We start from the raw sequence: 24,398 nt of genomic DNA, 5'->3' as shown, positions 1-24,398 counted from the left end.
CATGGCCGGCGATTTCACAGCGGAACAAAAGCGCTATCTCGAAGGCTTCGCCTCCGGCTTCCAGGCCTCGCGCGCGCAACACGCCACGCCGACCAAGGAAAAGCCGACCGGCCCCGACGCCATTCATTTCGCGGCGCAGGATCGCGCCGTCGCGAGTGGCGGCGCGCTCAATGAGCAAGAGAAAATCAAGCGCGAGGAGCATCCTTTCGACGCCTATGCGCGACTCGTCGCGCAGGCCAAGCGCAATGAGCCGCCGAAACCCGCCGATAATTTTCGCTGGCGCTATTATGGGCTATTCTATGTCGCGCCGACGCAATCTTCCTATATGTGCCGCCTGCGTATCCCCAACGGCGTGCTCACCCATTGGCAATTCGACGGCCTCGCCGATCTCGCCGACAGCCATGGCGGCGGCTATCTGCATGTGACGACGCGCGCCAATCTACAAATTCGCGAGATAGAGCCCAAGAGCGCCGTCGCCATGATCGAAGGCGTGCAGAGCCTCGGCCTGTGGACGCGCGGCTCCGGCGCAGACAATATTCGCAACATCACCGGAACGCCGACCGCTGGAATCGATCCGCAGGAGCTCATCGACACGCGCCCCTTCGCGCGCGCGCTGCATTTTCACATTCTCAATGACCGCTCGCTCTTCGGCCTGCCGCGCAAATTCAACATCGCTTTCGATGGCGGCGGCCGCATCGCCGTGCTCGAGGATACCAATGACGTCGCTTTTCAGGCGGTCGAGATTCGCGATGAGCATGGAATCGCGCCGGGCGTCTATTTCCGTCTCGCGCTCGGCGGAATTACCGGCCATAAGGATCTCGCGCGCGACACGGGCGTGATCGTTGCGCCGGACGAAGCCATCGAGATCGCCGACGCCATATTGTGCGTCTTCATCGAGACAGGCGACCGCACCAATCGCGCGCGGGCGCGATTGAAATATGTGCTCGATCAATTGGGCTTCGATCGATTCCTGACGCTCGTCGAGGATAAGCTCGGCCGTCCCCTGCTGCGCGCGCCGCAAGACGCGATCGCGCCGCGGCCCGGCTTCGACAGGCTCGCGCATATCGGCGTGCATGCGCAGAGTGACGCGCAGAAAAGCTGGATCGGCGTCGCATTGAAGCTCGGCCGTCTGTCGAGCGACGAGACGCGCGGTCTCGCGACGATCGCGCGCGAGCTCGGAGATGGCGACATAAGGCTCACGGTCTGGCAAAACCTGCTCATTTCTGGAATTGCCGACGCGCGGGTCGAAGAGGCGCTCGCGCGGATCGAAGCGCTCGGTCTTTCGACGAAGGCATCGCCGCTCCGCGTCGGTCTCGTCGCCTGCACGGGCAATGCCGGCTGCCGCTTCGCCGCCTCCGACACCAAAAGGCACGCGGACGAGATCGCCACGCATTGCGAGGAGAGAATAGAGATCGACACGCCGATCAACATACATTTGACCGGCTGCCGTCACTCCTGCGCGCAACATTATATCGGCGACATCGGCCTCGTCGGTGCGCGCGTCCCTATCAATGAGGAAGGCGATACGGTCGAAGGCTATAATATGGTCGTCGGCGGCGGCTTCGGCGCGGAGGGCGCGATCGGCCGCGAGCTGCTCGAAAATGTCGCAGCGGCAGATGCGCCGCGCAAGATCGAGAGCCTGTTGCGCGCCTATCTCGCGCATCGCGCGAAGGGCGAAGAGAGCTTCGCCGCCTTCACGCGACGCCATGACATTGAGGCTTTACGGCGCTTGATCGCGGAGGCGGAGCAATGACCAAGATCACGCAGCCGCAACGTCTCGATCTCATTCCGCCTTCGGCTCCATTCTCTGAAGAGCAGCGCGCCTGGCTCAACGGCTTTTTTGCCGGGCTGATGTCGATGGACGACGCCGGCGTCGTCGCTTTGTCGCCGGCGGAAAATGCCGCCATCGCCGGCAATGCGGATGACGGCGCCGCGCCTTGGCATGATCCGACATTGCAATTGCAGGAGCGCATGACGCTCGCGCAAGATCGTCCGCTGCGACGGCGGATGATGGCTGCAATGGCGCAGCAGGACTGCGGCCAATGTGGCTATGATTGCCAAAATTATGCGGAAGCGCTGTTCGCCCGCAAGGAGGAGCGGCTCAATCTCTGCGCGCCCGGCGGCAAGGACACCGCGCGCATGTTGAAGACGCTCGCGCAAGAGCGTGACGCTGCACCATCCACCGAGATAGAGCCGGCGGCGCCGCCCAGCTCGCATTCCACATCGGCGCGGGGTCGCTCACGCGACAATCCGGTCGAGGCGATATTTCTGTCGCGTCGAAGGCTGAACAAGCCAGCCTCGGAAAAGGAAAGCTGGCATATCGAGCTCGATCTTTCGAAGAGCGGGATCGATTACAATGTCGGCGATTCGCTCGGCGTCTTTGCGCAGAATGATCTCGGCCTCGTCGATCAGATCATCGCCATGATCGGCGCCTCGCCGCTCGCGCCGGTAAAGGGCAAGAGCCTGCGTGAAGCGCTGCGCGACGATTGCGCGCTTTCGCCTGCGCCCGATCGGCTCTTCGAGCTGATCTCCTTCCTCACCGGGGGCGAGACGCGCGCAAAGGCGCGCGCGCTGGCGCAGGGAGAAGATAGAGACAATGACGCCGCCGATCTCGACGTGCTGGCGGCGCTGATGAAGTTTCCGGGCGTGCGGCCGCATGCGGAAGCTTTCGTCGAGGCGCTGGAGCCTCTGCAACCGCGGCTCTATTCCATATCCTCCTCGCCTAAGGCGACGACGGGGCGCGTGTCGCTCACTGTCGACGCGTTGCGCTACAAGATCGGCAAGCGCTTGCGCAAAGGCGTCGCCTCCACTTTTCTCGCTGAGCGCATCGAGAAAGACGCACCGTTGAAAGTCTATGTGCAGGCGGCGCATGGCTTCTCGCTTCCGGATGATCCGAATGCGCCGGTCATCATGATCGGCCCCGGCACGGGCGTGGCACCGTTTCGCGCTTTTCTGCAAGAGCGGGAGGCGATCGGCGCGCGCGGGCGCAATTGGCTGTTCTTCGGTCATCAGCGCAGCGATTGCGATTTCTTCTACGCGGATGAATTGAATGCGATGAAATCATCCGGCCTGCTCACGCGCCTCTCGCTCGCCTGGTCGCGCGACGGCTCCGAGAAATTCTATGTGCAGGACCGCATGCGCGAAGTCGGACGCGATCTCTTCGCCTGGCTCGCCGAAGGCGCGCATATCTATGTCTGCGGGGACGCCAAGCGCATGGCCAAGGATGTCGAGCGCGCGCTCGTCGATATCGTCGCGCAATATGGCGCGCGCGCCACGGACGAGGCGGTCGCCTTCGTCGCCGAATTGAAGAAGAGCGGCCGCTACCGACAGGATGTCTATTGATGCAGCGGGTCGATCCACGCAGCGCCTCTGTCGCGACCATTTGTCCTTATTGCGGCGTCGGCTGCGGCGTGCTGGCGACGCCGGATGGATGCGGCGGCGCGGCTGTCGCCGGCGATCCCGATCATCCGGCCAATCACGGACGGCTGTGCTCCAAAGGCTCCGCCCTGCATGAGACGCTGTCGCTCGACGGACGTCTGCTGCATCCTATGCTGCGCGCCGGCGAGACGCTGCGACGCACGACATGGGACGAGGCTCTGGATCATGTCGCGCAGGGCTTTGCGCGCATCATCGATACGCATGGGCCGCAGGCGGTCGCATTCTATCTCTCCGGCCAATTGCTCACGGAGGATTATTACGCGGCGAACAAGCTGATCAAAGGCTTCATCGGCTCGCCCAATGTCGACACCAATTCGCGGCTGTGCATGGCCTCGACAGTGGCGGGACATAAGCGCGCCTTGGGCGCCGATGTCGTGCCGGGATGTTATGAGGATCTCGACTGCGCCGATCTCATCGTGCTCGTCGGCTCCAATGCGGCCTGGTGTCATCCGATTCTGTTTCAACGCATGTTGCGCAACAAGCAGGAGCGCGGCGCGAAGATCGTCGTCATCGATCCGCGCCGCACGGCGACGGCGGAAGAGGCCGATCTCTTTCTGCCCATCGCGCCCGGCGGCGATGTCGCGCTCTTCTGCGGCCTTCTCGTGCATCTCGTCGCCAATGGCGCGACCTGCGACGATTACATCACGCGTCATACCGAGGGCTTCACGCAAGCGCTCGACGCCGCGCGTGAAATCGCGCCGACCATAGCCGCGACCGCCGCCGTGGCCGGCTTGCGCGAGGTCGATGTCGCGGCCTTTTTCGATCTCTTCGTTGCGACTGCGAAGACCGTCACTGCGTTCTCGCAGGGCGTCAATCAATCGGCGCAGGGGACCGACAAGGTCGACGCCATCGTTCATTGTCATCTCGCGACGGGCCGCATCGGCGCGCCCGGCGCTGCGCCTTTTTCGCTCACCGGCCAGCCCAACGCCATGGGCGGACGCGAGGTCGGCGGCCTCGCCAATCAGCTCGCCGCGCATATGGGTTTTTCCAGCGCCGAGGTCGATCGCGTGCGGCGCTTCTGGAATGCGCCGCGCATTGCGACGCATGAGGGCTTCAAGGCCGTGCAAATGTTCGAGGCCATAGCGCGCGGCGAGATAAAGGCGCTGTGGGTGATGGGAACCAATCCCGCCGTCTCGCTGCCGCAAGCCGATGATGCGCGCGCGGCGCTGGCGAAGCTCGATTTCTTCGTCGTCTCGGACAATGTTCTGTCGAACGACACGATAAGCGCCGGCGCGCATGTGCTGCTGCCGGCGCAAGCCTGGGGCGAAAAATCCGGCACGGTCACGAATTCGGAACGGCGCATCTCACGTCAGCGCGCCTTTCTGCCATCGCCCGGCGAGGCGCAGCCGGATTGGCGGATCGTCAGCGACGTCGCGACGCGCATGGGCTTCGGCGACGCCTTCCATTTTCAATCCGCGGCGGATGTGTTTCGCGAGCATGCGGCGCTCTCCGCTTTCGAGAATGACGGCGCGCGCAGCTTCGACATAGGCGGGCTGGCGACGCTCTCGGACGAGGCCTATGACGCGTTGCATCCGACGCTATGGCCGATCCGCGCCGGCGAGACGAATGGGCGCGAACGCTTTTTCGGCGAGGGCGGCTATTTCACCGCCAATGGCAAGGCGCGCTTCACCGCGCCGGAGCCGCCGTCGTTGAAGGCCGCGACAACAGCGGCCTTTCCCTTCCGCCTCAACACGGGGCGCATTCGCGACCAATGGCACACGATGACGCGCACCGGCAAAAGCCCGCGTCTCGCGCGGCATTCGCCTTGTCCCTTCGTCGAGATTCATCCGGCCGACGCTGCGCCGCTCGGCCTCATCGATGGCGACTTTGCGCGCGTTTCGACCCGCCATGGCGAATGCATTCTCGCTGTCGCCATCACCGATCGTCAGAAGCGCGGGCAATTATTCGCGCCGATTCATTGGAGCGATGAAACGGCGTCTTTCGCGCGTGTGGGCGCGCTCGTCGCCGCGATCACCGATCCGCATTCGGGACAGCCGGCAGCGAAGGCGACGCCAGCGCGCATAGATGCCGTCGCATTCAAATCGCGCGGTTTCCTGCTCTCGCGCGCGCCGCTGCGGCCGCCGATCGCTGCGCTCGGCGCCAAGGTCGCCATAGCGGGCGGCCATGCTCTGCTCTTCGCCTCGGATTCGGCGCTACCTTTGTGGCTCGACTATGCGGCGTCGCTCGGCGATGGCGGCGATACCGCCGAATATCAGGATGCGGCGCGCGGAATTTATCGCGCCGCGCGCTTTCGCGAGCAGCGCGTCGATTTCTGCCTCTTCGTTGGAAGAGAGGATGCGCAAAGCGCCTTCGACACGGCGGCGGCGCTGTTCGAGAAGGAGCAGCTCAGCACAGAGCAGCGCAAGGCGCTTCTGTCGGGGCGCTCGCCCGATGGCGCGGCGGAGGATGGTCCGATCGTCTGCGCCTGCTTCGGCGTCGGCGCCGCGGCGATCGACGCGGCAATCGCGAATGGGGCGCGCAGCGTCGCCGCGATCGGCGAGACGCTGCGCGCCGGCACGAATTGCGGCTCCTGCATTCCAGAGCTGAAGCGCGCCATCGCCGCGGCGCGCGCCTGTTGCGAGGAGTGACGCCCCGTCATTGCGAGGAGCATAGCGACGACGCAATCCAGAGGCCGCTCCACGGCTCTGGATTGCTTCGCTTCGCTCGCAATGACGGGCTGGGTCGTTATTTCGTCAGCGCCGCGACGCCGGGAAGCTCCTTGCCCTCGAGCCATTCGAGGAAAGCGCCGCCAGCGGTCGAGAGATAGCTGAACTCCTGCGCCACATGAGCCTGATTGAGCGCGGCCACAGTGTCGCCGCCGCCGGCGACGGAGAGCAGCTTTCCCTCCACCGTCAGCCGCGCAGCCGTCTGCGCGATCGCGTTGGTGCCTTCGTCGAAGGGCGGCAGCTCGAAGGCGCCGAGCGGGCCGTTCCACACCAGCGTCTTCGCCTTGGCGAGCAGGCTCTCTATATGGGCGATGCTCTTCGGCCCGACGTCGAGAATCATGTCGCTCTCGCCGACATGCTCGATCGCGACGATATGCGAGGGCGCATGCGCCTCGAATTTCTGCGCGACAGTGGCGTCGATCGGCAGCACGATCTCGCAATTGGACGATTGCGCATCGGCGAGAATGGCGCGCGCTTTCTCGAGCAGATCATGCTCGCACAGCGATTTGCCGACCGGCTCGCCCTTCGCGGCGAGGAAAGTATTGGCCATGCCGCCGCCGATGACGAGAATATCGACCTTGCGGATGAGATTGCCGAGCAGATCGAGCTTGGTGGAGATTTTCGCGCCGCCGACGATCGCCATTACGGGACGCGCGGGATGTTCCAGCGCCTCGGTGAGCGCCTGCAGCTCAGCCTGCATGGTGCGGCCGGCGTAGGCCGGCAGAAGATGCGCCAGCCCTTCGGTCGAGGCATGGGCGCGATGCGCGGCGGAGAACGCGTCGTTCACATAGATATCGCCGAGCTTGGCGAGCTCCGCCGCGAAGGCGGGATCGTTCTTCTCCTCGCCCTTGTGGAAGCGCGTGTTCTCGAGCAGCAGAATGTCGCCATTCTTCAGCTGCGCGATCGCCGCGCCGGCGACATCGCCGACGCAATCATCGGCGAAGGCGATTTTGCGCTTGGCCGTCTCCTCTATCGCGGGAACGACGGCTCTCAGCGAATCCTCTTCCTTGCGCTCGCCCTTGGGTCGGCCGAAATGGGCGAGAAGGATGACCTTGCCGCCCTTTTTCGAAATATCCTCGATCGTCGGCAGAACGCGCTCTATGCGCGTCTTGTCGGTGACGACGCCATTCTCGGTCGGCACATTGAGATCGACGCGCAACAGGACGCGCTTGCCGTCGAGATCGGCGGAATCGAGCGTTTTGAAAGACGGCATGATCGTGTCCCGGTGGATGAGGAAAAAATCGCGTCAGATGAGCTTGGCGATCGTCGCGGCGACATCCGTCATGCGGCCGGAGAAGCCCCATTCATTGTCGTACCAGGACAGGATGCGCACCAGCTCGCCCTCGATCACCTTGGTCTGATCGAGATGAAACACGGATGAACGCGGATCATGGTTGAAATCGACCGAGACATTCTTGTCGTCGGTGTAACCCAGAATGCCCTTCAGCGGGCCGTCGGCGGCGGCGATGATGGCGGCGTTGATCTCTTCCACGCTCGTCTTGCGCTTGGGGACGAATTTGAGATCGACAGCCGAGACATTGGGCGTCGGCACGCGAATGGCGGCGCCGTCGAGCTTGCCTTTCAGCTCCGGCAGCACGAGGCCCACGGCCTTCGCCGCGCCGGTGGAAGTGGGGATCATGGACAGAGCGGCGGCGCGGGCGCGGTAGAGGTCCTTGTGATACGTGTCCAGCGTCGGCTGATCGCCCGTGTAGGAGTGGATCGTCGTCATGAAGCCGCGCTCTATGCCGATGGCGTCATTCAGCACCTTGGCGACGGGCGCGAGGCAATTTGTGGTGCAGGAGGCGTTGGAGATCACGAGATCGTCCTTCGTGATCTTGTCCTGATTGACGCCATAGACGACGGTGATGTCGGCGCCTTCGGAGGGCGCGGAGACCAGCACGCGCCGGGCGCCCGCGTCGAGCAGCGCCTTCGCCTTGTCGCGCGCGGTGAAAAGGCCCGTGCATTCGAGCGCAATGTCGATTCCGAGCGCCTTATACGGCAGCTCGGCGGGATTCTTGATCGCCGTGGCCTTGATCGGCCCATAGCCCAGGTCGATCGAATCGCCTTCGACCTTCACCTCGCGCGGGAAGCGGCCATGCACGGAATCATAGCGCAGGAGATGGGCGTTGGTCTCGACAGAGCCGAGATCGTTGATCGTCACCACCTCGAGGTCGGTGCGGCCGGTCTCGACGATGTAGCGAAGAATATTGCGTCCGATGCGTCCGAACCCATTGATCGCCACTCTCACGGCCATAGCGGTGCTCCTTCTCATCTGCTCGCTCGGGCGGGGCCGGGCGGCCTCTGAACCGCCCAAAATCGGGGCTTTGCCCATTTTGCCGCATTTTCTGACGGCGAACGCCCGCTCGAATGAGCGGCTTGATAACAGGTCGCGCCCCCCTGTCAACGCGGTCGCCGGTCGCTCTGCGGCGGAGCCGCGGCTCGGATTGGGGTTTACGCGATTGCTGCTAGGCGTTAACGATTCGTACGTGCGAATCTAATCGCGATCGGTCCGGTTTCCATATGACGCAAGTGCCACACAGGCTCGATGACGCGCTGCAACGGCTCTCCGCCGCGCTGGAGCGGCTGGAGGAGACTGTCGCGCGCCGCATAGAGGTCGAGCTGTCGCACGCGGATCTCGAGGAGGAGCTCGCCGTCATGCAGGACGACCGCAGCCGTCTCGGCCTCGAGCTCGACGCCGCCCTCGCCCAAAACAGCGCGCTGGAGAAGGCGCGCGACGAGGTGCTGACGCGTCTCGACCGCACGAGCCTCGGCATTATCGCCGTGCTCGGCGACGAGGACCGGACACAGACCTAGTCTACTCAGAGGCGGCGAATGGCGCATGTGGTGGTGACGATCGCGGGCCGGACCTATCGCATGGCCTGCGAGGATGGCGAGGAAGGCCATCTCGACGAGCTTGCGAAGCTCGTCGAGAACAAGATTTTGTCCCTGCGCGAGGGTTTCGGCGACATTGGCGAGCAGCGCATCACCGTGATGGCGGCGCTCACCCTCGCCGATGAGGCGTCGATCGCGACGCGCAAGCTCGAGTCCCTGCAGGCGGAGCTGGCGACGCTGCGCGAGAATGCGGCTGCAGCGAAAGAGGCCGAAGCCGCTCTGGTCGATAAGCTCGCCGTCGCGCTCGAGGATGCGACGACGCGGGTCGAGCGTCTCTCGCGAGACCTTCAGCACGGGGGCGCAGAGGCGCCCCCTATGCTCTGAGCCCGACGCGAGACGGGCGCTTCAGCGGCCCCAGGCCTCGAAGGCCGGCTCGTGCTTGACCTTCTCGAGATCGTCGGCCTGCTGCGACAGCTGAATATGCCGGCGCTCGGCCGCGTCGCGTTCCGCGCCATCCTTGAGAATGGCGATCTTGAGCTGCTCGGTCGCCTTGCGGGCGAGGCCATTGATCCAGCGGTTGATGTTGCTGACGACCAGATTCTTGCGCGCCAGCTCGGCGTCGCGGCCGGTCTCGTCGCTCTTCAAAATGTCGCGCTCCTTGACCGCCGCGGCGAGCTGCGCGTCGAGCTCGGCGAGCTTGTCCGGCGCGGCCCCGGCGCGCGCCTTCTCGATGGCGGCGATGCCGTCCTCCAGCCAAGAGATCTGCTGCGCGAGCACGCCATCCTTGATCGGCCCCTTGACGTCGAAGGAATTGGGCAGCGGAAAGAAGGGGCTGATCTCCACCGCACGCGCCGGAGCGGCCGCGAAGGGCGCCGAGATCAGAACGGCCAGAGCCAGTGTGGCGAATTTCGACATATTTCTCTCCCATGCCGGCGGGTCGTTGCGTCATGACAGCGCGCCTGCTTTTTTCGGCGCGCCGCCGCCCGCGGCTGCGCAAGACTGGGCCAATGACGTGACCAAGGCAAGTCGCTCCGTCCTCCTTGTCGCCTTCCTCCTAGGCCTCGCCACCCTCGAGCCCGCCACATCCTAAATGCGGGGGGTCGGCTCGCCCGCGACCTTTTTTCGCGGAAGCGCTGGCGGAGCCGGTTGTGCGCCAACGATCATATTGATCTAGCGTCGATATATTGCGCTCCAGCTCTGCCCTACACAACAGCCGGCGGGCATGCGATAATAGGTTTTGCTGAAGCCCATGCTCGGCTCCCATGATCGACAGGGCCGCGCGGGCGCATTATTTGCACCGATGGAGAATCATCGTCTCGTCGCCTACAAAGGCGGTTGATTTTTAATTCTTATCGACACGGTCGAGATACGCGGAAAAAGATAAGATTGTCTTCAAAGGCGAGGCCAATGCTCGAACTCGACTGTGATGACTGCTCGAACCGCACGATGCAGGGTCTCCGAGCGCTTCAGCACGAGGTGCTCGAGCGTCTGGCGCGCGGCAAGCCGCTGCGCGAGACGATGGCCGAGCTGTGCCTCCGCGCCGAGCAGCTCGCGCCGCAGGCCGTGTGCTCCGTCCTCACCGTCGATCGCGAAGGTCGTCTGCATCCGCTGGCCGGTCCGAGCCTGCCGTCGCATTATTCCGACTCGCTCGACGGCCTTCGCATCGGGCCGGACGTCGGCTCCTGCGGCGCGGCCGCCTATTTCGGCGAGCCCGTCGAGGTCACGGACATGGCGAATGATCCGCGCTGGACGGCTTTTCGAGCCCAGACCGCTCCGCTCGGCCTGCGCGCCTGCTGGTCCTCTCCCATTCGCGCCTCGGACGATCGCGTCATCGGCACTTTCGCCTTTTATTATCGCACCTGCCGCGGCGCGAGCCCGCTCGAGCGCACGATCGTCGAGACCTGCGTGCATCTCTGCGCCATCGCGCTCGAGCAGGAGGAGCGCAAGGAGCGTATCCGGCGGCTCGCCTATTTCGACGCCATCACCGGCGTCGCCAACCGCGCCTCCATGGAGCAGCAGGGCGAGAGCGTCATCGCCGCCGCGGTGGCCAATGGGTTCGGCGCCGCGATCCACTGCATCGACCTCGATAATTTCAAGGAGATCAACGACACGCTGGGGCATAGGGCCGGCGATATTCTGCTGCGGTCGGTGGCCGAGCGCATCTCCTCCATCGTCGGCAAGGCCGATATCGTCGCCCGCATCGGCGGCGATGAATTCGCCGTGGTGCAATCGCACGCCGGCTCGCTCGCCGATGTCGGCGGCTTCGCGATGCGATTGATGGAGGCGATGGCCGCCCCTTTCGATCTCGAGGAGGCGATGGCGACGGTCGGCGTCAGCGTCGGCATCGCCCGCGCGCCGGAGGACGGGCTCGATCTGCGGACGCTGATGCGCAAGGCGGATTTCGCCTTGTACGAAGCCAAATCCAGCGGCCGCGCCCATTTCCGCTTCTTCGATCCCGACATAGAGTCGCGCATCGCCGCCAATCGTCGCATTTGGCAGGATTTGCGTCAGGCGGTCGCCGCCGGCGAGTTCGAGCTCCATTTCCAGCCCATCGTCGCGCTCGGCGTCACGCGCGTCTGCGGCTATGAGGCGCTGCTGCGCTGGCGGCACCCGCGCGACGGCCTGCGGACGCCGGAGGATTTCCTCCCCGTCGCCACCAAGGCCGGCCTGCTCTACGAGATCGGCGCCTGGATATTGAACGAGGCCTGCGCCAGCGCCGCCGCTCTGCCGCCCGACGCGCGCATCAGCGTCAATGTCACCCAGACGCAATTGGAGAAGACCGGCTTCTCGCGCGACGTCGCCGAGGCGCTCGCCGCCTCCGGCATGGATCCGAGCCGTCTGGAGATCGAGATCGCCAGCTCGGTCCGCCTCGCCGACAATGCGGATATTCTGCGCTGCCTCACCGCGATCCACACGCTCGGCGTCTCCATCGCGCTCGATGATTTCGGCGGCGGCGGCGCCGCCCTCGCGCATCTCCACGCTCTGCCGGTCGATCGCGTCAAGGTCGGCCGCTCGCTGACGCAGCAGGCGCAAGCCGATCCGCGCGCGGCGACGATCGTGCGATCGATCGTCTCTCTCGCCCATGAGCTCGGCTTAATGGCGACAGCCGAAGGCGTCGAGACCGATGCGCAGCTGCGCATTCTGCGCCAGCTCGGTTGCGACGAGATTCAGGGCTATGTCATCAGCGCGCCGCAACCGCTCCGCGCATTCGTCGACGGCGCCGAGCCGGCCGGCCGCACCCGCCCGCCCGTCTCGCTCACCTGAACATCATTCGCGCCATCCGCGTCCTTTCGAGCCCTCGCGTGGACTTCGCTCGGGACCGCAGCGCGCTAGATTCTTCCAGCGGAGAAATATCTTCGTACCGCGATCGGGACATTTTGGAAACAAATCGCGCCTCCAATATCAGAGACGCGTCGAGGGTCGAGCTATGTGTCGGTATGAGCGCGACTCGCGTTCCGAGGAGCAGGAGATCGATCCCGAGGAGCTCGACGCCTCGATCCGGGCGGATCAGGCGCAAATGCTCGCCACCGGACAATCGGTGCTGGTCTTCAACGCCGCCAATGCCGCAATCGTCGCTAGCATTTTTCGGGACTTCTACTCGCACGCGCAAATCGCCGCCTGGCTTCTCGCCTTTCTGATCCTGGTCGTCGCGCGCATCGTCCATGCGCGCCACTTTCGCGCCACGCAGCCCAGCGCAGAGGCGGTGCGGCGCTTTCTCGCGCTGTGGACGCTCGGCTCGACGCTGACCGGCTGCCTCTGGGGAGCGGCCTCATCGGTCCTGTGGCTGACGCCGGACCCCGGCTATCACGCCTTCGCGCTTTTCGCCGCCGGCGGCATGGCGGCGGGCGCCGTGCTCACCAATTCCGCCTATCTGCCCGCCATGTTCGGCTATATCGCGCCGGATGTGCTGCCCTCCATCGTCGGGCTCTTTGCGCGCGGGGAGTCGACCGCCCTCGCGATGGGGGCGCTGCTCTCGGCCTTCACCGCCGTGCTCGTCATTCTCGGCCTGCGCGCCAATGGCTGGCTGGTGTCGGTGTCGCGGCGCCGGCTGCAGCAGGAGGCGCTGTCGGCGGCGCTGCATCAGCGCAACGCTCTGCTGCACGCCGTCTCCACCGCGGCGACCGAGCTCACCACCACCGCCCCCAGCGCCGTCGCAATTCCCGATCTGCTCGAATCCGTCGGCGCGGCGATCGGCGCCGATCGCATTCTCGTCTTCGAATCCGCCACGGCGCCGGAAGAGCCCCCGTCCCTGCTGCATTTCTGGCAGCGCGCGGACTCTCCGGTGGCGCTGGACGCCTCGTTTTTCGCGGCCGACAAGACGCGCGCCTTTCTCTCTGGCCCTCTGCTCGCCGCTCTCGCCGAGCGCCGGCCGGTGACGGCGGCGACGCGCGCGCTCGAGCCCGGCCCCGCCAAGAGCTTTCTCGAGCGCGCCGGCGTGCGATCGGCGCTCTTCGCGCCCATCGTCGTCGATGACGCCCCCTGGGGCTGGGTGGAGGTGGAGGATTGCCACAGCGTGCGCATGTGGAAGGCCGCCGAGATCGACGCGCTGCGCATACTCGGCGATCTCATCGGCGGCTCGCTGGCGCGGCAGCGCTATGTCGATCGGCTCCGCGACGCCAATGAGGTGGTGGAGCGCAGCCCGACTCTGCTGTTCCGCCTGCGCATGGACGCGAAAACGCCGCGCCTCGTCTATGTGTCCCACAACATCGCGCTGTTCGGCTACGATCCCTGGGAGCTGACCGATCCGGCGCGCAGCCTCGCCGATTGCGTTCACCCCGACGATCTCGACAAGGTCGGCGCCTCACTGGCGCGGGCGGCCGCGGACGGGCGGCGCGGCGGCATGGTGGAGTTCCGTTTTCGGCGGCGCGACGGCGGCTATCGCTGGCTCGACGCGCGCTACGCCGCACGCGACCGGGCCGGCCGCTCGCAGCTGATCGAAGGCGTCGCGCTCGACGTGACCGAGCGCAAGGAGGTCGCCGATCAGATCGCTATTCTCGCGCAAACGGACGCTCTCACCGGCCTCGCCAATCGCCGCAGCTTCATCGACGCGCTACGCCGCGCCTTCGCCGACGCCGAAGCCGGCGGCGCGCCCTTCTCGCTGCTCTATATCGACGTCGATCATTTCAAGGACGTCAACGACCGGCTGGGCCACGCCAGCGGCGACGCGCTGCTGGAGGCGCTCGCCGCGCGGCTGAAGAGCCATTGCCGCGCCGGCGACGTCGTGGCGCGGCTCGGCGGCGACGAATTCGCGATATTGCAATCGAGATCGCGCGACGCGGCCAGCGCTTCCGTCATGGCGGCGAAGATTTGCGCGCTCTCGGCGGAGCCCTATCTGCTGCCGGGCGGCGAGCTGCGCGCCACGGTGAGCGTCGGCGTCGCTCTCTTCGCCTCCGCTCTGGAAGGACCGGACCCCATGCTGGCGCGCGCCGACCGCGCGCTCTATCTCGCCAAGGAGAATGGCAGAAACCAATATCGCATCTACTCGGAGACGCAGGGGCCGGCGAATAATTTCTCGATTTGAATTTCGCGGACCGCGCCGCCATCATAGGGACGCGCAAGCACGCAGCCGATTTCATACAGGTGATTTCATTGAGGTGACTTTTTTGCCCCCGAAGCTCTCCACATGGGCCTTTGTGCTCGCCGTTCCCGATCTCGACGCCAGCGCCGGCTATTTTCGCGACGTGCTCGGCTTCGAGCTGCTCTGGGCGGAGGCCACGGATTGGCGCCTGGTCCAGCGCGACAATGTCCGCGTGATGCTGGGCCATTGCCCCACCGACGCGCCGCCCGCCGCGCTCGGCTCCCACAATCTGTTCGGCTACGTGAACGTTGACGACATCGACGCGCTCCACGCCGAGATCGCCGCCCGCGGCGCGCTCTGCACCCCGCCGGCCGATCGCCCCTATGGAATGCGCGAGATCGTCGTCACGACGATCGACGGGCATCGCATTTTGTTCGGGCAGGCGATTGGCGTGGGGGCGGGGTGATGGCTGCGATGCGCCAGAAGCAGACGTTTACCCAACAGTCCCAAATTCGCCCATGCCTGTTAGCGAAGCGATTTGAGTAAACCGGATCATCCCGCTAAGATCAAAAAATGAAAAGCTACATCCTATACGGTGTATCAAACGCAACGGACGCCTCGACCGAACTTGACCGTTACCTCGACCGATCCGGGGATGGCACTTGGACGCTTCTGCATGAAGGCGGGGACGCGATTGCCTACTTCAGCGTCGGTCCTGGCAACAAAGAAAGCGAGCTATCAGACGAGCCGCCCAAGCGCGGGTCGAACGTCCAGGCTGATATCAGCGGTCGACACTTCTACGACGATGCAATCGTCCTGTCGGTTCTTAGGAAGGTCCAGGACGTAGTCGGCGGCGTCATCCGAGACGATGATGACGCAACCGTTTAGTTCCCGGTCCTGGTTCGCCGTCCCGAACGAGCAAGTCGCGCCAGAAGCGGCCGTTCGACCTGCACGACCCGAGAGACCGTTTTCTGAACATCGCGGACGTTCGCGGTGACGATCGGTGATTTCACGAGCGATCGGATGCCCTCGGTCGAAGGCGAGCAGCGCCTTCAGACGCGACTTCTCTTCGAACACGAAGGCGAGGCTCGTGGGGCCGCTCCAGCATCGCTCCGCCAACAGAGAATCACGCCTTTTGCGATCTGTTGACCGCGGCAGATTCGAATTCGGAGCCCTGAGCGTCATAGCCGATCGGATTAACAGCGGGCGACCTTGGATTATGCTTCGCGCCATGGCGGTGTCCGACGCACGTTTTTGTTTCTGCCCTCGCGGACTGATCGCGCTCGTTGCCGTAATCCTTTTTCTTCAGTCCTTCGCCGTGTCGGCGGCAGGGATCGGCCATATGAGCGCAGACGGCCCGGCGTTCCAGCGCCTCTGCGCGAAGACCGCTGTGGACGGGCCTGCCGCGAACGCCGCTGCAAAGATCGGGCATCGCTTCTGCTCGATCTGCGCCGCTATTAGGGGAGCGGAGTTCCTCAGGTTCAATGCGCCGTGGCGCGCGAGCACGCAGGATGCGCCGGCGCCGCGGCGCGCCCGTCTGGCGCTGCCGCCGCCGGGATGGATGAGTTCCTGGTCCTCGCAAGCGCCGCCGTGTCAGGCGTGAGCGACGCGCCCTCGGCGCCCCTCGCTCGTCCTCGCCTCTCTGCGCGCCCTTTTTCGGATCCCACGCCTTAGCAATGCGCTGGTCTCTCGGCCAGGCCTCGCGCGACGGCGCATTTTTCGAGCTTTTCGATGGCCAGGCAGCGTTCCGACACGCTCCGCGAGGCGCTGACGCGCCATTCGCGTGATCTGCTTCGTTTTCTGACTCGCCGCGTCGGCGCGGATGTCGCGCCGGACCTTGCCCAAGAGGCAATGCTGCGGGCCCTCCACTATTCCGAGCGCGAGGAAGTCCGCGAAATCTCCTCGCTGCTTCACTCCATCGCAGCGAATCTCGCGCGCGATCACGTGCGCCGAGCGATTCTCGAAAGCCGCTTTCTGGTGCGCGGGCTCGAGGTCGACGATCTCATCGTCGGCGGACTGTCGCCGGGCGCGCGGCTCGAGGCGGAGCAAGCCATCAAGCGCTTCGCCGAGGCCCTCGAGGCGCTGCCGCCGCGCTGCCGCCAAGTGTTCGTGATGCGCCGCTTCGAGGATCTCCACCAGGAGGAAATCGCGCGCCGCCTGGGCATCTCTCGAAATATGGTGGAAAAGCACCTGCGGGCCGCTTTCCGTCATTTGCGGGGAGCCCTCGATTGAGCACGGGGCGCGACCTCCTTTTTTCGGCGCCTCGGGCGTCTTATGTTCGGACCGCCCCGCCCTCTCGCCGGGCAGACTAGAGCGCGTTCTCTCGATGACCCGACGCCAGATCGACAAGGACGACGCCGAGCGCTACGAACGCGCCGCGCAATGGTGGGTGCGGCTCGACGCTGGTGCTTTGTCCGCCTCGGAACTGCGGGCGTTTCGAGCCTGGCTCGCGAGCGACCAGCGCAATGAGGCCGCCTTCGAGGAGGCCTGCGACCTCTGGGGCGCGTGGGAACGCGCGCCCAAGGCGCTGCTGGCGGCCGCCTATGTGGCGGCCAGCGCGCCCGCGTCCTGGCAACGACGGGTCCGCCCGACCGTGGCCCTCGCCGCCGCCTGTCTCGCTCTGGCGCTCAGCTACGACTCGCTCTGGCTGATGTGGCGGGCCGATTTCCACACCGCGACGGGCGAGTTGCGCACCGTGACGCTGCCGGACGGGTCGCGCGCGCATATGAATGCCGATACGGCGTTGGCTCTGGACTATGGCGGAGACCGTCGTCGCCTGTCGCTCTTGTCCGGCGAGGCCTGGTTCGAGGTCGAGCCCGATCCGAGCCGGCCGTTCGTCGTCGAGGCCGCGGGCGCGGAGGTCGCCGCGCGCGGCACCGCTTTCGACATTGCGACCGACAGAACCCGCACCGAGGTGACCGTCACCGAGCACGCCGTCGAGGTCACGGGCGCCGGCGCGCCGCTGCGGTTGGAGGTCGGACGCCAGACCGCTTTCGGGCCGGGCCTGGCCGCCGTCGAGCCCTATGACGTCGATCCCGAGCGCGTCACCGCCTGGCGGCGCGGGCGGCTCTATTTCAAGGACAAGCCGCTCGGCGACGTCATCGCCGCGCTCGGCCGCTATCATCGCGGATTTGTCCTCGTGACGAGCCGGGCGATCAAGGATCGCCGCGTGACCGGCGTGTTCCACACCGATCGGCCGCTCGAGGCACTTCGCGCCATCGAAAAATCACTTGGGCTGAAATCGACGTGGCTGACCGATTATCTGATCCTGCTGCGCTCGTGACATAAAAGTCACAGTGCGAAAAACTTAGCCGCCGGGACTCCTGTTTTTCCATTCTCTGCGTCTTGGGGGCGGGCCGAGAGAGCCACGCTGCCGAAGAAGGAGGCCGAAATGGCGCGCAGGGGTACGAAGATGGTCACGGGCCGCAGGAGCAGAGCGACGACCGCCACCGCCATCGGCCTCATCATCGCCGGTCCGACCGCGTTCGCCATCAATGCTCCCGTGGCCCGCGCGAATATCGCGCCGCAGTCTTTCGAGATCCCGGCCGGCCCCATCGCGGACGCGCTGAATCGTCTCGCCGACGAGAGCGGCATGCAGCTGATCTACGACGCGGCGCTCACCCGCCATGCGCGCACGCGTGGCGTGGCCGGCAAGCGCACGCTCGAGTCGGCGCTGGACGAGCTGCTGGCCGGCACCGGCCTCTCCTATGAGATCGATCCACGTCGCAAGTCCATCTCGATCGTCCTGGCGCAGGCCGACAATGGCGTGCGCAACGACGCAAACCCGGGTCTCGAATCGCTGCCGCCGATCGAAATCGGCGCCGAATCGCGTCCGCAGGGCGCGCGCGTCGGGAACGGTCCGCCCAGGCGCCGAAGGCGCCGGCGATCGCATGACCGGCTATAAGGCCGACATGGTCGGAGCGACCAAGCTCGACGCGCCTTTGTTGAAGACGCCGGTCGCCGTCCAGGCGGTGACGCGCCAGACCATGGACGATCAGCAGGCGATCAGCGTGCAGGACGCCATCATCGGCAATGTGAGCAGCGTCGCGCCGGCGCCGGGCGGCATCTCCTATTGGCAGACGCTGACGATCCGCGGCTTCACCACGACTTCGGTCTCCGGCTATGGCATGTCGCAGACTTATCGCAACGGCCTGATGCAGCCCTTCGTCATCAATCCGAACACCTCGAACGTGCAATCGATGGAAGTGGTCAAAGGTCCGGGCGCGGTGCTCTATGGACGCGTCGAGCCGGGCGGCTTCCTCGATATGATCATCAAGCGGCCACTCGAGACGCCTTATTATTCAGTGGAGGAAAAAATCGGCTCCTACGGACTGACGCGCACGACGGTCGACGCGACGGGTCCGCTGACCGCCGATAAAACCTGGCTCTACCGCCTGAACGGCCAGTTTCTGCACAGCGGATCTTTCGTCGATTACGTCACCAATCAGGACGGCTTCGGCTCCGGAACGATCACCTATCGGCCCGACACGCGGTTCAAATTCAATCTCGATCTCGAATATCAAGACTCGATCGGCGTCGACAACGCCGCCAATTTTCCGGCGATCGGAAATCGGCCGGCCAATATTCCGATCAGCCGCTATCTCGAGGATCCGACTACGACGGTCAATAATCCGGATCATTATATCCGCCGCTTCGTCGGCTTCGACTGGGAATATAAGCTCGACGAGCAATGGACGATCGTGAATCGATTCGCTTACGCCAATTCGCGCTACCTGGCGACCGGCGAATTCTTGAACTGCATGTACAATCCTCCCTATCCGACGGGCTGCGCGGGCGCGTCCGCTGTCGGCGATGGGTACAACTCCGTTATCGTCGGACACAATGTGCTGCGGTCGATCTCCGGCAGCCTCGATCTCAAAGGCAAGTTCGACACGGGCTTCCTGCATCACGAGACGATGTTCGGAACCGATCATCTGAGTTCGTCATCGGCCAACAACGCATACTATATCTTCAAGTCTCAGCCGTTCTGGTCCAGCCTGCCGCTGTTCAACATCTATAATCCCTATTATGCGGGAACGGGCCTATGGGGCCAATTAAGTCCGAGCGCCGGCTTCGCGCTCATCAAGAAGCAGGAATGGCAGGGCATCTACGCCCAAGACCTGATTTCCTTCTATGACGACAAGATCCATCTGCTGCTCGGCGGGCGCTATGATTTCGCCTCGGCGACGAGCAGCACGCAATTCTCGTCGAGCTCGCTTATCAACAATGCGCTCGATCTCGCGAATTTCAAGGCGGTGCGCATCACCGATCACGCTTTCAGCCCGCGCATCGGCCTCGTCGTGCAGCCGCTGCCCTGGCTCTCCTTCTACGGCAATTACACGGAGTCCTTCAGCCTCAACAACGGCCTCAATTCGGTGACGCTCGCGCCGCTCGGACCGCAGAAGGCCACGCAATGGGAAGGCGGCGTGAAGGCGGAGTTCTTCGACAAGCGCCTCTCCGCCACCTTCGCCTATTACGATATCAAAAAGACCAATGTCGCTCAAAAGAGCGTCGTCGCGCCGAGCGGCGTCTATGATCTTCTCGACGCCGAGAGCAAGGGCGTCGAAATGGACATCACCGGGCGCGTCGACGACAATTGGAGCATCATCGCCAATTATGCGCATACGGAAGCGCGCGTGACGAAAGGCGAGGCCTTCAATCCCGCCGATCCGCTCGATTTGTCCAAGGAAGCGCCGGTGGCCGGCCATCGCCTGCCGGGCGTGCCGGACAATATGGGCGCGGTCTGGATCAAATATGACGCCGATGGCGCGCTCGCAGGCCTTTCCGCCGGCGCCGGCGTGCAGCGCGTCGGCGCGGCGCAGGGCGATCCGGCCAATTCTTTCCAAATGCCCGCCTATACGATCCTCAACGCCATGCTCGGCTATCGCTTCGCGATCGGCTCGACGCATGTGACCGCGCAGATCAATGTCAACAACATTACCAATGAAACCTACTTCTATGGCGCGACGAGCTTCACCAATCGATATTCGATGACGCCGGGAACGCCGCGCAATGTGCTCGGCTCGCTCCGGGTGGAGTTCTGATCGCTCGAGGCTCGAAGGCTGCGCGCCTTCGAGCCTCTCCAGATCGAGCGAGGCCGGAAACGGCTTCGCCGAATCCGAAAAGTCAGGACAAGTTTTTTGTCCTTCGCAGCAGCGCCACCTGGCTTCCGTCGATGGACGGGCTCACGACCTGCTCCAGACCGCAAGCGAGCGCCGCTTCACGAAGCGCGCCGAAGCGACGACAACTCGCATGACCATCGGGCTCGGCGAGAAGCAGCAGGCCGCCGCTCTCGAGCGCGCCCGCGATCTCGCGGAAAAAACGATCCGGATCCGCCACCTCGTGAGCGACGGCGAAGCAGAGCGCGAAGCCGACTGTCATTCGGCGCGGTGCGTTGATCCCCAATCGGCGTGGAGGCCACAAGAATATACAGGAACAATCAACGTCTTGGTTTTGTGAACTCTTGCTGATTAGGGGTCAAAGCGTCGAGCCGATTCACATCGAACCCCATCGGCGATTAATTCATCTCCACCGTTACGCAAGTCGCTATGTTCGATTCATTCGACGGGACGTTCCCAGCGGTTCCCAGCATACACTTCGCTTGTTGCAGTCGGGACACACCTCTTCAAAAAGTCTTCGAGGCGGCCAAGTTGGGCGTCCACCTCCACGCAATCGGCGCATTTCCCGCCGCAGGATCGCGTCTCGCGCATGGACGCGGCGTGTCATGCGATACGCTGAGCCTCTCGCAGGTCGGAAAGGAGTATGAATGATCGGTCTCGTAACGGAGCGATTCTCCATGAAACGGCTAGTTCTCATCGTCGCGCTGGCGGGCGCGCTGCCGCTCGCGGGCTGCTACACGCCCGGCGAACGCGCTGCGGGCGGCGCGATCATCGGCGGCCTCGGAGGTGCGGGAATCGGCGCGCTCGCCTCGGGAGGTCTCGCGGGCCCGACTTTGGCGGGCGCCGCCGTGGGAGCGGCGGGCGGCGCTATAATTGGAGCAGTCACGGCGCCGCGTCCCCGCGGCTGGCGTCATCGGGGCCGCGCTCGTCATCATACCCGATATTTTTGACGGCGATGCGAGCGAAAAATTGGGGCCGTCGGCTCGGCCGACGGGCCGTTTGCATGGGATTGGATGCGGCCGCTACGGAGCGGCAATCTGGATGAGAAGACTCTCACCTTGTTTGACGCGCGGCAGCACGCCGCCTGGCAGGGTGCTGTCGCGAATTTTGGTGGAGTATCAGTTTGAATTTCGGTGCCTTTGACGGCAGCTCGCCTCGCCCCGATCTCCCGCGCTATGCTTGGCGTAAAGCAGAGGGGCCCATGGCGGATGACCATGAAGCGCGAGCTCGCGATGCGGGGCCTTTCGGCCGGGCGGCTCCGAGATGACGCGCAAAGATTCGCGTCTGAAGCTCGGAGGTTGCGTCGCAAATTTTGTCTACGGGAGCGACACGTGCGGCTCACACTGCGAGGGCATAGAACTGCTGCGCTGCACGCAATTTGCCACTGGTCTGCAACTGGTTCTTTCGGATCACATGCATGAGTTCTATCCCCGAGAGTGCCGCGGCAGCAGATCGAAAGGATTTGAAACCCAGCATCGGCCGCGTCACTCGCTTCACCGCTCTATGGTCCTGTTCGACAATATTATTGAGGTATTTGATGCGGCGGATCTCGATGTCCGCCTCATGCTTCTCGTGATCGATTTCGTGATCCTAGGAGGGAAACCCGCAGGTCCGGTTCGATGAGCGGTGAGGCGAAACGGAGCGTGACGATCCGCGCGCGGTTCTGGTGCAAACGGCGTTAGCGGGACATAATCCTTCGGAGGGCGGAACCGAACTCTGGAGTTATGGACGATGCTGAGCGTGGACGATCTTTTCAAAGGACGCCTTTCGACCGCGAAAACATCGTTCTCTGCGTGCGCTGGTATCTGCGATACAAGCTCAGCTTCCGAGATCTCGTGGAAATGATGGCGGAGCGCGGTTTGTTGTTGGCCCATACGACCATCATGCGCTGGGTTCAGCGCTACGTTCCGGAGTTCGAAAAGCGGTGGAACCGTTTCGCGCGCCGGGCTGGCGGATCGTGGCGCGTCGATGAGACCTACGTCAAAATCAAGGGGCGGTGGGTCTATCTCTACCGCGCCTCGACAAGGGGGAAAGACCGTGGATTTTTTGCTGCGCGCGAAGCGAGATGTCGCCGCCGCCAAAGCGTTTTTCCGTCGTGCGTTCGCGAGCGACGGACGGCCGCCGCGCAAAATCACGCTCGACGGATATCAGGCGTCACATCGGGCGGCGCGCGAACTTCTCGCACAGCATCGAGGTGGCGCAAGGACACGAATTCGATCATCGAAATACCTGAAAAATCTGATCGAACAGGATCACCGATCCATCAAGCTTCGTTTGGGGCCGATGCTCGGGTTCAAGCGATTCCGACATGCGGCGATCACGATCGCCGGCGTCGAACTCATGCATCGCATCAGGAAGAATCAATTCGCTCCGAGCAGATTTAGAGCCGCCGGGACAACTGCGCCCGAAATCTGGGGTGCGGTGCTCGCGGCCTGATCCGAACGAACTGCAAGGACCCCATCGCGTAGCTATCGACAAAAATTGCACCGCAACCCATCTGCGGTGTGAGCTCATTTGCGCGACGGGCAGTTCGGCCGCGACGATGACGCCCGCGCAGAAATCCTCCTCGCCGATCTATGCGATCCGCGTGTCCAGCTTGTACCGGACACGACAGGATCTCGACCATTTGCGACGCCGATCGCCGGTTAGGCGACGGTCGTCGCTATTTGCGGGCCTTTCGGGCGGCATAGCGTGCGTCTCTCGCCGCCTTGCGTTCGGCCGCAGAAGCAGCGTCGCGCTCCGCCTGTTCGGCGGCTCTCGCGTCGCGTTCCGCCTGCTCGGCCTTCAGAGCAGTTTCGCGCGCGGCTCGGTCTTCCGCCGCGCGGGCTTCGGCGGCGAGGCGGGCGGCTTCGCGTTCTTCGGCTCGCGCCTCGCGCGCAGCGATGATCGCCTGCCGGTCCGTCAGCCGTTCGGCTGCGCCCTCGTTGATCTGGGCCGTCAAGGCACGGAATTTTTCCAGCTTGGCTTTTTTCGCCGCCTCGGCGGCGTTTCGACGCTCACCAAAATCAGAATTCTTGAACAGGGCCATACTTTCACGTCCTCGCTGACCTAGATTGCTCCACTACGTTCGAGACACTTAAGGCATCGCGCTCCCAGGACAAAATGTAGCCGAACGCGTAGCGCGGACTGGAGCGGGCCTGCACTGTGGTGAGCCCGACCGATAGAAAAGCCTCCGCCGTGACCTTCCTGCGCCCGAGCTTCGATTTCCCCGAAGTAGTCGATCGGCGACGATGCAAAGCGTGAAAGCGTTCAGCAAGGCGGAGTTGCGCAAGCTCGCCGGCGCGACGCTCGAGAGCGGCGCGGATATCGTCTCCGACGGGCTGAACTGTTTCGCTGCCGCGATGGACGTCGGTTGCACGCACACCGCGATCGTCACCGGGCCGGGAGCGAAGGCCGCGAAAACCCCAGCCTTCAAATGGGTCAACACCGCCCTCGGCAATATCAAGGCGGCGATCGTCGGAACCTATCGAGCCGTCGGGGAGAAACATGTCCCGCGCTACGTCGCCGAATTCGAATATCGCTTCAATCGGCGAGGCTACTCGGGCGCGCCGGTGGTTGTACCTCATGAAGCGCTTGCGTCAGAACAATCAGCAGTGTTGCGCCGTCGCAGATCCGCCGCTCGCGCGTCATCGGTCATGATTCGCGAGGACGATCAATTCCGGCGCGTGCGAAGTCGGGCCTCGCTGACAACCAGCATCTGGCGATCGATTTGGCCTTTGGCATCGGCGGCGAGCACGCATTCCATCAGCGGATAGTATTGGCGACCGTCATACGAAACCAGCAGCAAGTCGACGCCTGCGTTGAGCGAAGCGACGACGCCGGAGC

Annotated in this window: 21 protein-coding genes and 2 pseudogenes; 17 read left to right on the top strand and 6 right to left on the bottom strand. The window is 64.3% G+C overall.

Going from position 1 to position 24,398, the window contains the following annotated elements:
* Nucleotide 1: 1 nt before the first annotated feature.
* Genes EDE12_RS16260 through EDE12_RS16250 form a run of 3 tightly spaced genes read left to right on the top strand, consistent with a single transcriptional unit; the run spans nucleotide 2 to nucleotide 6,026 of the window.
* A complete protein-coding gene (locus tag EDE12_RS16260) occupies nucleotides 2-1,753 on the top strand; it encodes a NirA family protein (RefSeq protein ID WP_026600113.1) in 1,752 nt (583 codons plus the stop codon).
* Nucleotides 1,750-3,342 (top strand): sulfite reductase subunit alpha, encoded by a 1,593-nt coding sequence (locus EDE12_RS16255; RefSeq protein ID WP_026600112.1) that lies wholly within the window; start codon nucleotides 1,750-1,752, stop codon nucleotides 3,340-3,342. The genes EDE12_RS16260 and EDE12_RS16255 overlap by 4 nt, the downstream gene beginning before the upstream one ends.
* Entirely contained in the window at nucleotides 3,342-6,026 is a 2,685-nt protein-coding gene (locus EDE12_RS16250; protein WP_026600111.1) for a nitrate reductase, read from the top strand. Before EDE12_RS16255 ends, EDE12_RS16250 begins: the two co-directional genes overlap by 1 nt.
* A 97-nt stretch (nucleotides 6,027-6,123) precedes the next feature.
* On the opposite strand, the gene EDE12_RS16245 is transcribed toward EDE12_RS16250, so the two are convergent.
* On the bottom strand, nucleotides 6,124-7,317 hold the full coding sequence (locus tag EDE12_RS16245) for a phosphoglycerate kinase (protein WP_026600110.1): 1,194 nt from the start codon (nucleotides 7,315-7,317) through the stop codon (nucleotides 6,124-6,126).
* Nucleotides 7,318-7,350: 33 nt separating this feature from the next.
* Entirely contained in the window at nucleotides 7,351-8,358 is a 1,008-nt protein-coding gene (gap, locus tag EDE12_RS16240; RefSeq protein ID WP_026600109.1) for a type I glyceraldehyde-3-phosphate dehydrogenase, read from the bottom strand.
* Between the two features lie 266 nt (nucleotides 8,359-8,624).
* On the opposite strand from gap, the gene EDE12_RS16235 reads away from it, so the two are divergent.
* Complete coding sequence (locus EDE12_RS16235; protein WP_024878619.1) at nucleotides 8,625-8,918, top strand: DUF4164 family protein; 294 nt, start codon at nucleotides 8,625-8,627, stop codon at nucleotides 8,916-8,918.
* An 18-nt stretch (nucleotides 8,919-8,936) separates the two neighbouring features.
* A complete protein-coding gene (locus EDE12_RS16230; RefSeq protein WP_026600108.1) occupies nucleotides 8,937-9,320 on the top strand; it encodes a cell division protein ZapA in 384 nt (127 codons plus the stop codon).
* Between the two features lie 21 nt (nucleotides 9,321-9,341).
* Here the strand turns inward: EDE12_RS16230 and EDE12_RS16225 are convergent, their stop codons facing one another.
* Nucleotides 9,342-9,851, bottom strand: coding sequence for a hypothetical protein (locus EDE12_RS16225; protein ID WP_024878617.1), 510 nt, complete (start codon nucleotides 9,849-9,851; stop codon nucleotides 9,342-9,344).
* 492 nt (nucleotides 9,852-10,343) lie between these two features.
* Here EDE12_RS16225 and EDE12_RS16220 point away from each other — a divergent pair, with 492 nt between their 5' ends.
* The 9 genes from EDE12_RS16220 (at nucleotide 10,344) to EDE12_RS16185 (ending at nucleotide 20,498) form a co-directional block, all read left to right on the top strand.
* Complete coding sequence (locus tag EDE12_RS16220) at nucleotides 10,344-12,200, top strand: EAL domain-containing protein (protein WP_245267221.1); 1,857 nt, start codon at nucleotides 10,344-10,346, stop codon at nucleotides 12,198-12,200.
* 163 nt (nucleotides 12,201-12,363) lie between these two features.
* A complete protein-coding gene (locus EDE12_RS16215; RefSeq protein ID WP_051592637.1) occupies nucleotides 12,364-14,457 on the top strand; it encodes a sensor domain-containing diguanylate cyclase in 2,094 nt (697 codons plus the stop codon).
* Nucleotides 14,458-14,530: 73 nt separating this feature from the next.
* A complete protein-coding gene (locus tag EDE12_RS16210) occupies nucleotides 14,531-14,920 on the top strand; it encodes a VOC family protein (protein WP_245275848.1) in 390 nt (129 codons plus the stop codon).
* Nucleotides 14,921-15,027: 107 nt separating this feature from the next.
* Nucleotides 15,028-15,342 (top strand): hypothetical protein, encoded by a 315-nt coding sequence (locus EDE12_RS16205; RefSeq protein ID WP_026600106.1) that lies wholly within the window; start codon nucleotides 15,028-15,030, stop codon nucleotides 15,340-15,342.
* Between the two features lie 343 nt (nucleotides 15,343-15,685).
* Complete coding sequence (locus EDE12_RS16200; protein WP_026600105.1) at nucleotides 15,686-16,057, top strand: hypothetical protein; 372 nt, start codon at nucleotides 15,686-15,688, stop codon at nucleotides 16,055-16,057.
* Between the two features lie 128 nt (nucleotides 16,058-16,185).
* Complete coding sequence (locus EDE12_RS16195; protein WP_026600104.1) at nucleotides 16,186-16,686, top strand: RNA polymerase sigma factor; 501 nt, start codon at nucleotides 16,186-16,188, stop codon at nucleotides 16,684-16,686.
* Between the two features lie 94 nt (nucleotides 16,687-16,780).
* The gene (locus tag EDE12_RS16190; RefSeq protein WP_051592636.1) at nucleotides 16,781-17,737 is read left to right on the top strand and encodes a FecR domain-containing protein; all 957 of its coding nucleotides are present in this window, start codon (nucleotides 16,781-16,783) and stop codon (nucleotides 17,735-17,737) included.
* 108 nt (nucleotides 17,738-17,845) lie between these two features.
* Nucleotides 17,846-18,358, top strand: a complete 513-nt coding sequence (locus tag EDE12_RS21905) for an STN domain-containing protein (RefSeq protein ID WP_166671872.1) — start codon at nucleotides 17,846-17,848, stop codon at nucleotides 18,356-18,358.
* Nucleotides 18,345-20,498, top strand: a complete 2,154-nt coding sequence (locus EDE12_RS16185) for a TonB-dependent siderophore receptor (RefSeq protein ID WP_051592635.1) — start codon at nucleotides 18,345-18,347, stop codon at nucleotides 20,496-20,498. Before EDE12_RS21905 ends, EDE12_RS16185 begins: the two co-directional genes overlap by 14 nt.
* A gap of 82 nt (nucleotides 20,499-20,580) precedes the next feature.
* Here the strand turns inward: EDE12_RS16185 and EDE12_RS16180 are convergent, their stop codons facing one another.
* Nucleotides 20,581-20,835: a methyltransferase domain-containing protein gene (locus tag EDE12_RS16180; protein ID WP_026600102.1), complete on the bottom strand. Its 255-nt coding sequence runs from the start codon at nucleotides 20,833-20,835 to the stop codon at nucleotides 20,581-20,583.
* 415 nt (nucleotides 20,836-21,250) lie between these two features.
* Between EDE12_RS16180 and EDE12_RS22295 the strand changes: the two genes are divergently transcribed.
* Nucleotides 21,251-21,523, top strand: a complete 273-nt coding sequence (locus EDE12_RS22295) for a hypothetical protein (protein ID WP_036292138.1) — start codon at nucleotides 21,251-21,253, stop codon at nucleotides 21,521-21,523.
* Nucleotides 21,524-21,911: 388 nt separating this feature from the next.
* Here the strand turns inward: EDE12_RS22295 and EDE12_RS16170 are convergent.
* Nucleotides 21,912-22,127, bottom strand: a pseudogene (locus EDE12_RS16170) (DDE-type integrase/transposase/recombinase); the annotation flags it as partial.
* Nucleotides 22,128-22,297: 170 nt separating this feature from the next.
* On the opposite strand from EDE12_RS16170, the gene EDE12_RS16165 reads away from it, so the two are divergent.
* Nucleotides 22,298-23,009 (top strand): IS6 family transposase gene (locus EDE12_RS16165; protein ID WP_245275847.1). Its coding sequence is split into 2 segments (ribosomal slippage): nucleotides 22,298-22,593 and nucleotides 22,592-23,009, totalling 714 coding nucleotides; the frame shifts between segments, so codons are not numbered across the junction.
* 226 nt (nucleotides 23,010-23,235) lie between these two features.
* On the opposite strand, the gene EDE12_RS16160 is transcribed toward EDE12_RS16165, so the two are convergent.
* Nucleotides 23,236-23,601 carry a DUF6481 family protein gene (locus EDE12_RS16160; protein WP_036291380.1) on the bottom strand — a complete coding sequence of 122 codons (366 nt, stop codon included), beginning with the start codon at nucleotides 23,599-23,601 and terminating at the stop codon, nucleotides 23,236-23,238.
* 199 nt (nucleotides 23,602-23,800) lie between these two features.
* Between EDE12_RS16160 and EDE12_RS22290 the strand changes: the two are divergent.
* Nucleotides 23,801-24,106, top strand: a pseudogene (locus EDE12_RS22290) (IS1595 family transposase); the annotation flags it as partial.
* Nucleotides 24,107-24,398: the final 292 nt, after the last annotated feature.

Origin of the sequence: Methylosinus sp. sav-2 (genome assembly GCF_004366495.1) — a bacterium.
GTDB lineage: Bacteria > Pseudomonadota > Alphaproteobacteria > Rhizobiales > Beijerinckiaceae > Methylosinus.
The sequence above is the reverse complement of the archived record's forward strand: the minus strand, read 5'-3'. Positions and strand labels throughout refer to the sequence as shown.

Excerpts from the sequence above, each read along its gene's own strand:
- EDE12_RS16230 (WP_026600108.1), top strand. The coding sequence starts at position 8,937 with ATGGCGCATGTGGTGGTGACGATCGCGGGCCGGACCTATCGCATGGCC.
- EDE12_RS16215 (WP_051592637.1), top strand. The coding sequence starts at position 12,364 with ATGTGTCGGTATGAGCGCGACTCGCGTTCCGAGGAGCAGGAGATCGAT.
- EDE12_RS16235 (WP_024878619.1), top strand. The coding sequence starts at position 8,625 with ATGACGCAAGTGCCACACAGGCTCGATGACGCGCTGCAACGGCTCTCC.
- EDE12_RS22295 (WP_036292138.1), top strand. The coding sequence starts at position 21,251 with ATGAAACGGCTAGTTCTCATCGTCGCGCTGGCGGGCGCGCTGCCGCTC.
- EDE12_RS16185 (WP_051592635.1), top strand. The coding sequence starts at position 18,345 with ATGACCGGCTATAAGGCCGACATGGTCGGAGCGACCAAGCTCGACGCG.
- EDE12_RS16205 (WP_026600106.1), top strand. The coding sequence starts at position 15,028 with ATGAAAAGCTACATCCTATACGGTGTATCAAACGCAACGGACGCCTCG.
- EDE12_RS16195 (WP_026600104.1), top strand. The coding sequence starts at position 16,186 with ATGGCCAGGCAGCGTTCCGACACGCTCCGCGAGGCGCTGACGCGCCAT.
- EDE12_RS16250 (WP_026600111.1), top strand. The coding sequence starts at position 3,342 with ATGCAGCGGGTCGATCCACGCAGCGCCTCTGTCGCGACCATTTGTCCT.
- EDE12_RS16160 (WP_036291380.1), bottom strand. The coding sequence starts at position 23,601 with ATGGCCCTGTTCAAGAATTCTGATTTTGGTGAGCGTCGAAACGCCGCC.
- EDE12_RS16220 (WP_245267221.1), top strand. The coding sequence starts at position 10,344 with ATGCTCGAACTCGACTGTGATGACTGCTCGAACCGCACGATGCAGGGT.
- EDE12_RS16245 (WP_026600110.1), bottom strand. The coding sequence starts at position 7,317 with ATGCCGTCTTTCAAAACGCTCGATTCCGCCGATCTCGACGGCAAGCGC.
- EDE12_RS21905 (WP_166671872.1), top strand. The coding sequence starts at position 17,846 with ATGGCGCGCAGGGGTACGAAGATGGTCACGGGCCGCAGGAGCAGAGCG.
- EDE12_RS16260 (WP_026600113.1), top strand. The coding sequence starts at position 2 with ATGGCCGGCGATTTCACAGCGGAACAAAAGCGCTATCTCGAAGGCTTC.
- EDE12_RS16190 (WP_051592636.1), top strand. The coding sequence starts at position 16,781 with ATGACCCGACGCCAGATCGACAAGGACGACGCCGAGCGCTACGAACGC.
- gap (WP_026600109.1), bottom strand. The coding sequence starts at position 8,358 with ATGGCCGTGAGAGTGGCGATCAATGGGTTCGGACGCATCGGACGCAAT.
- EDE12_RS16180 (WP_026600102.1), bottom strand. The coding sequence starts at position 20,835 with ATGACAGTCGGCTTCGCGCTCTGCTTCGCCGTCGCTCACGAGGTGGCG.
- EDE12_RS16225 (WP_024878617.1), bottom strand. The coding sequence starts at position 9,851 with ATGTCGAAATTCGCCACACTGGCTCTGGCCGTTCTGATCTCGGCGCCC.
- EDE12_RS16200 (WP_026600105.1), top strand. The coding sequence starts at position 15,686 with ATGGCGGTGTCCGACGCACGTTTTTGTTTCTGCCCTCGCGGACTGATC.
- EDE12_RS16255 (WP_026600112.1), top strand. The coding sequence starts at position 1,750 with ATGACCAAGATCACGCAGCCGCAACGTCTCGATCTCATTCCGCCTTCG.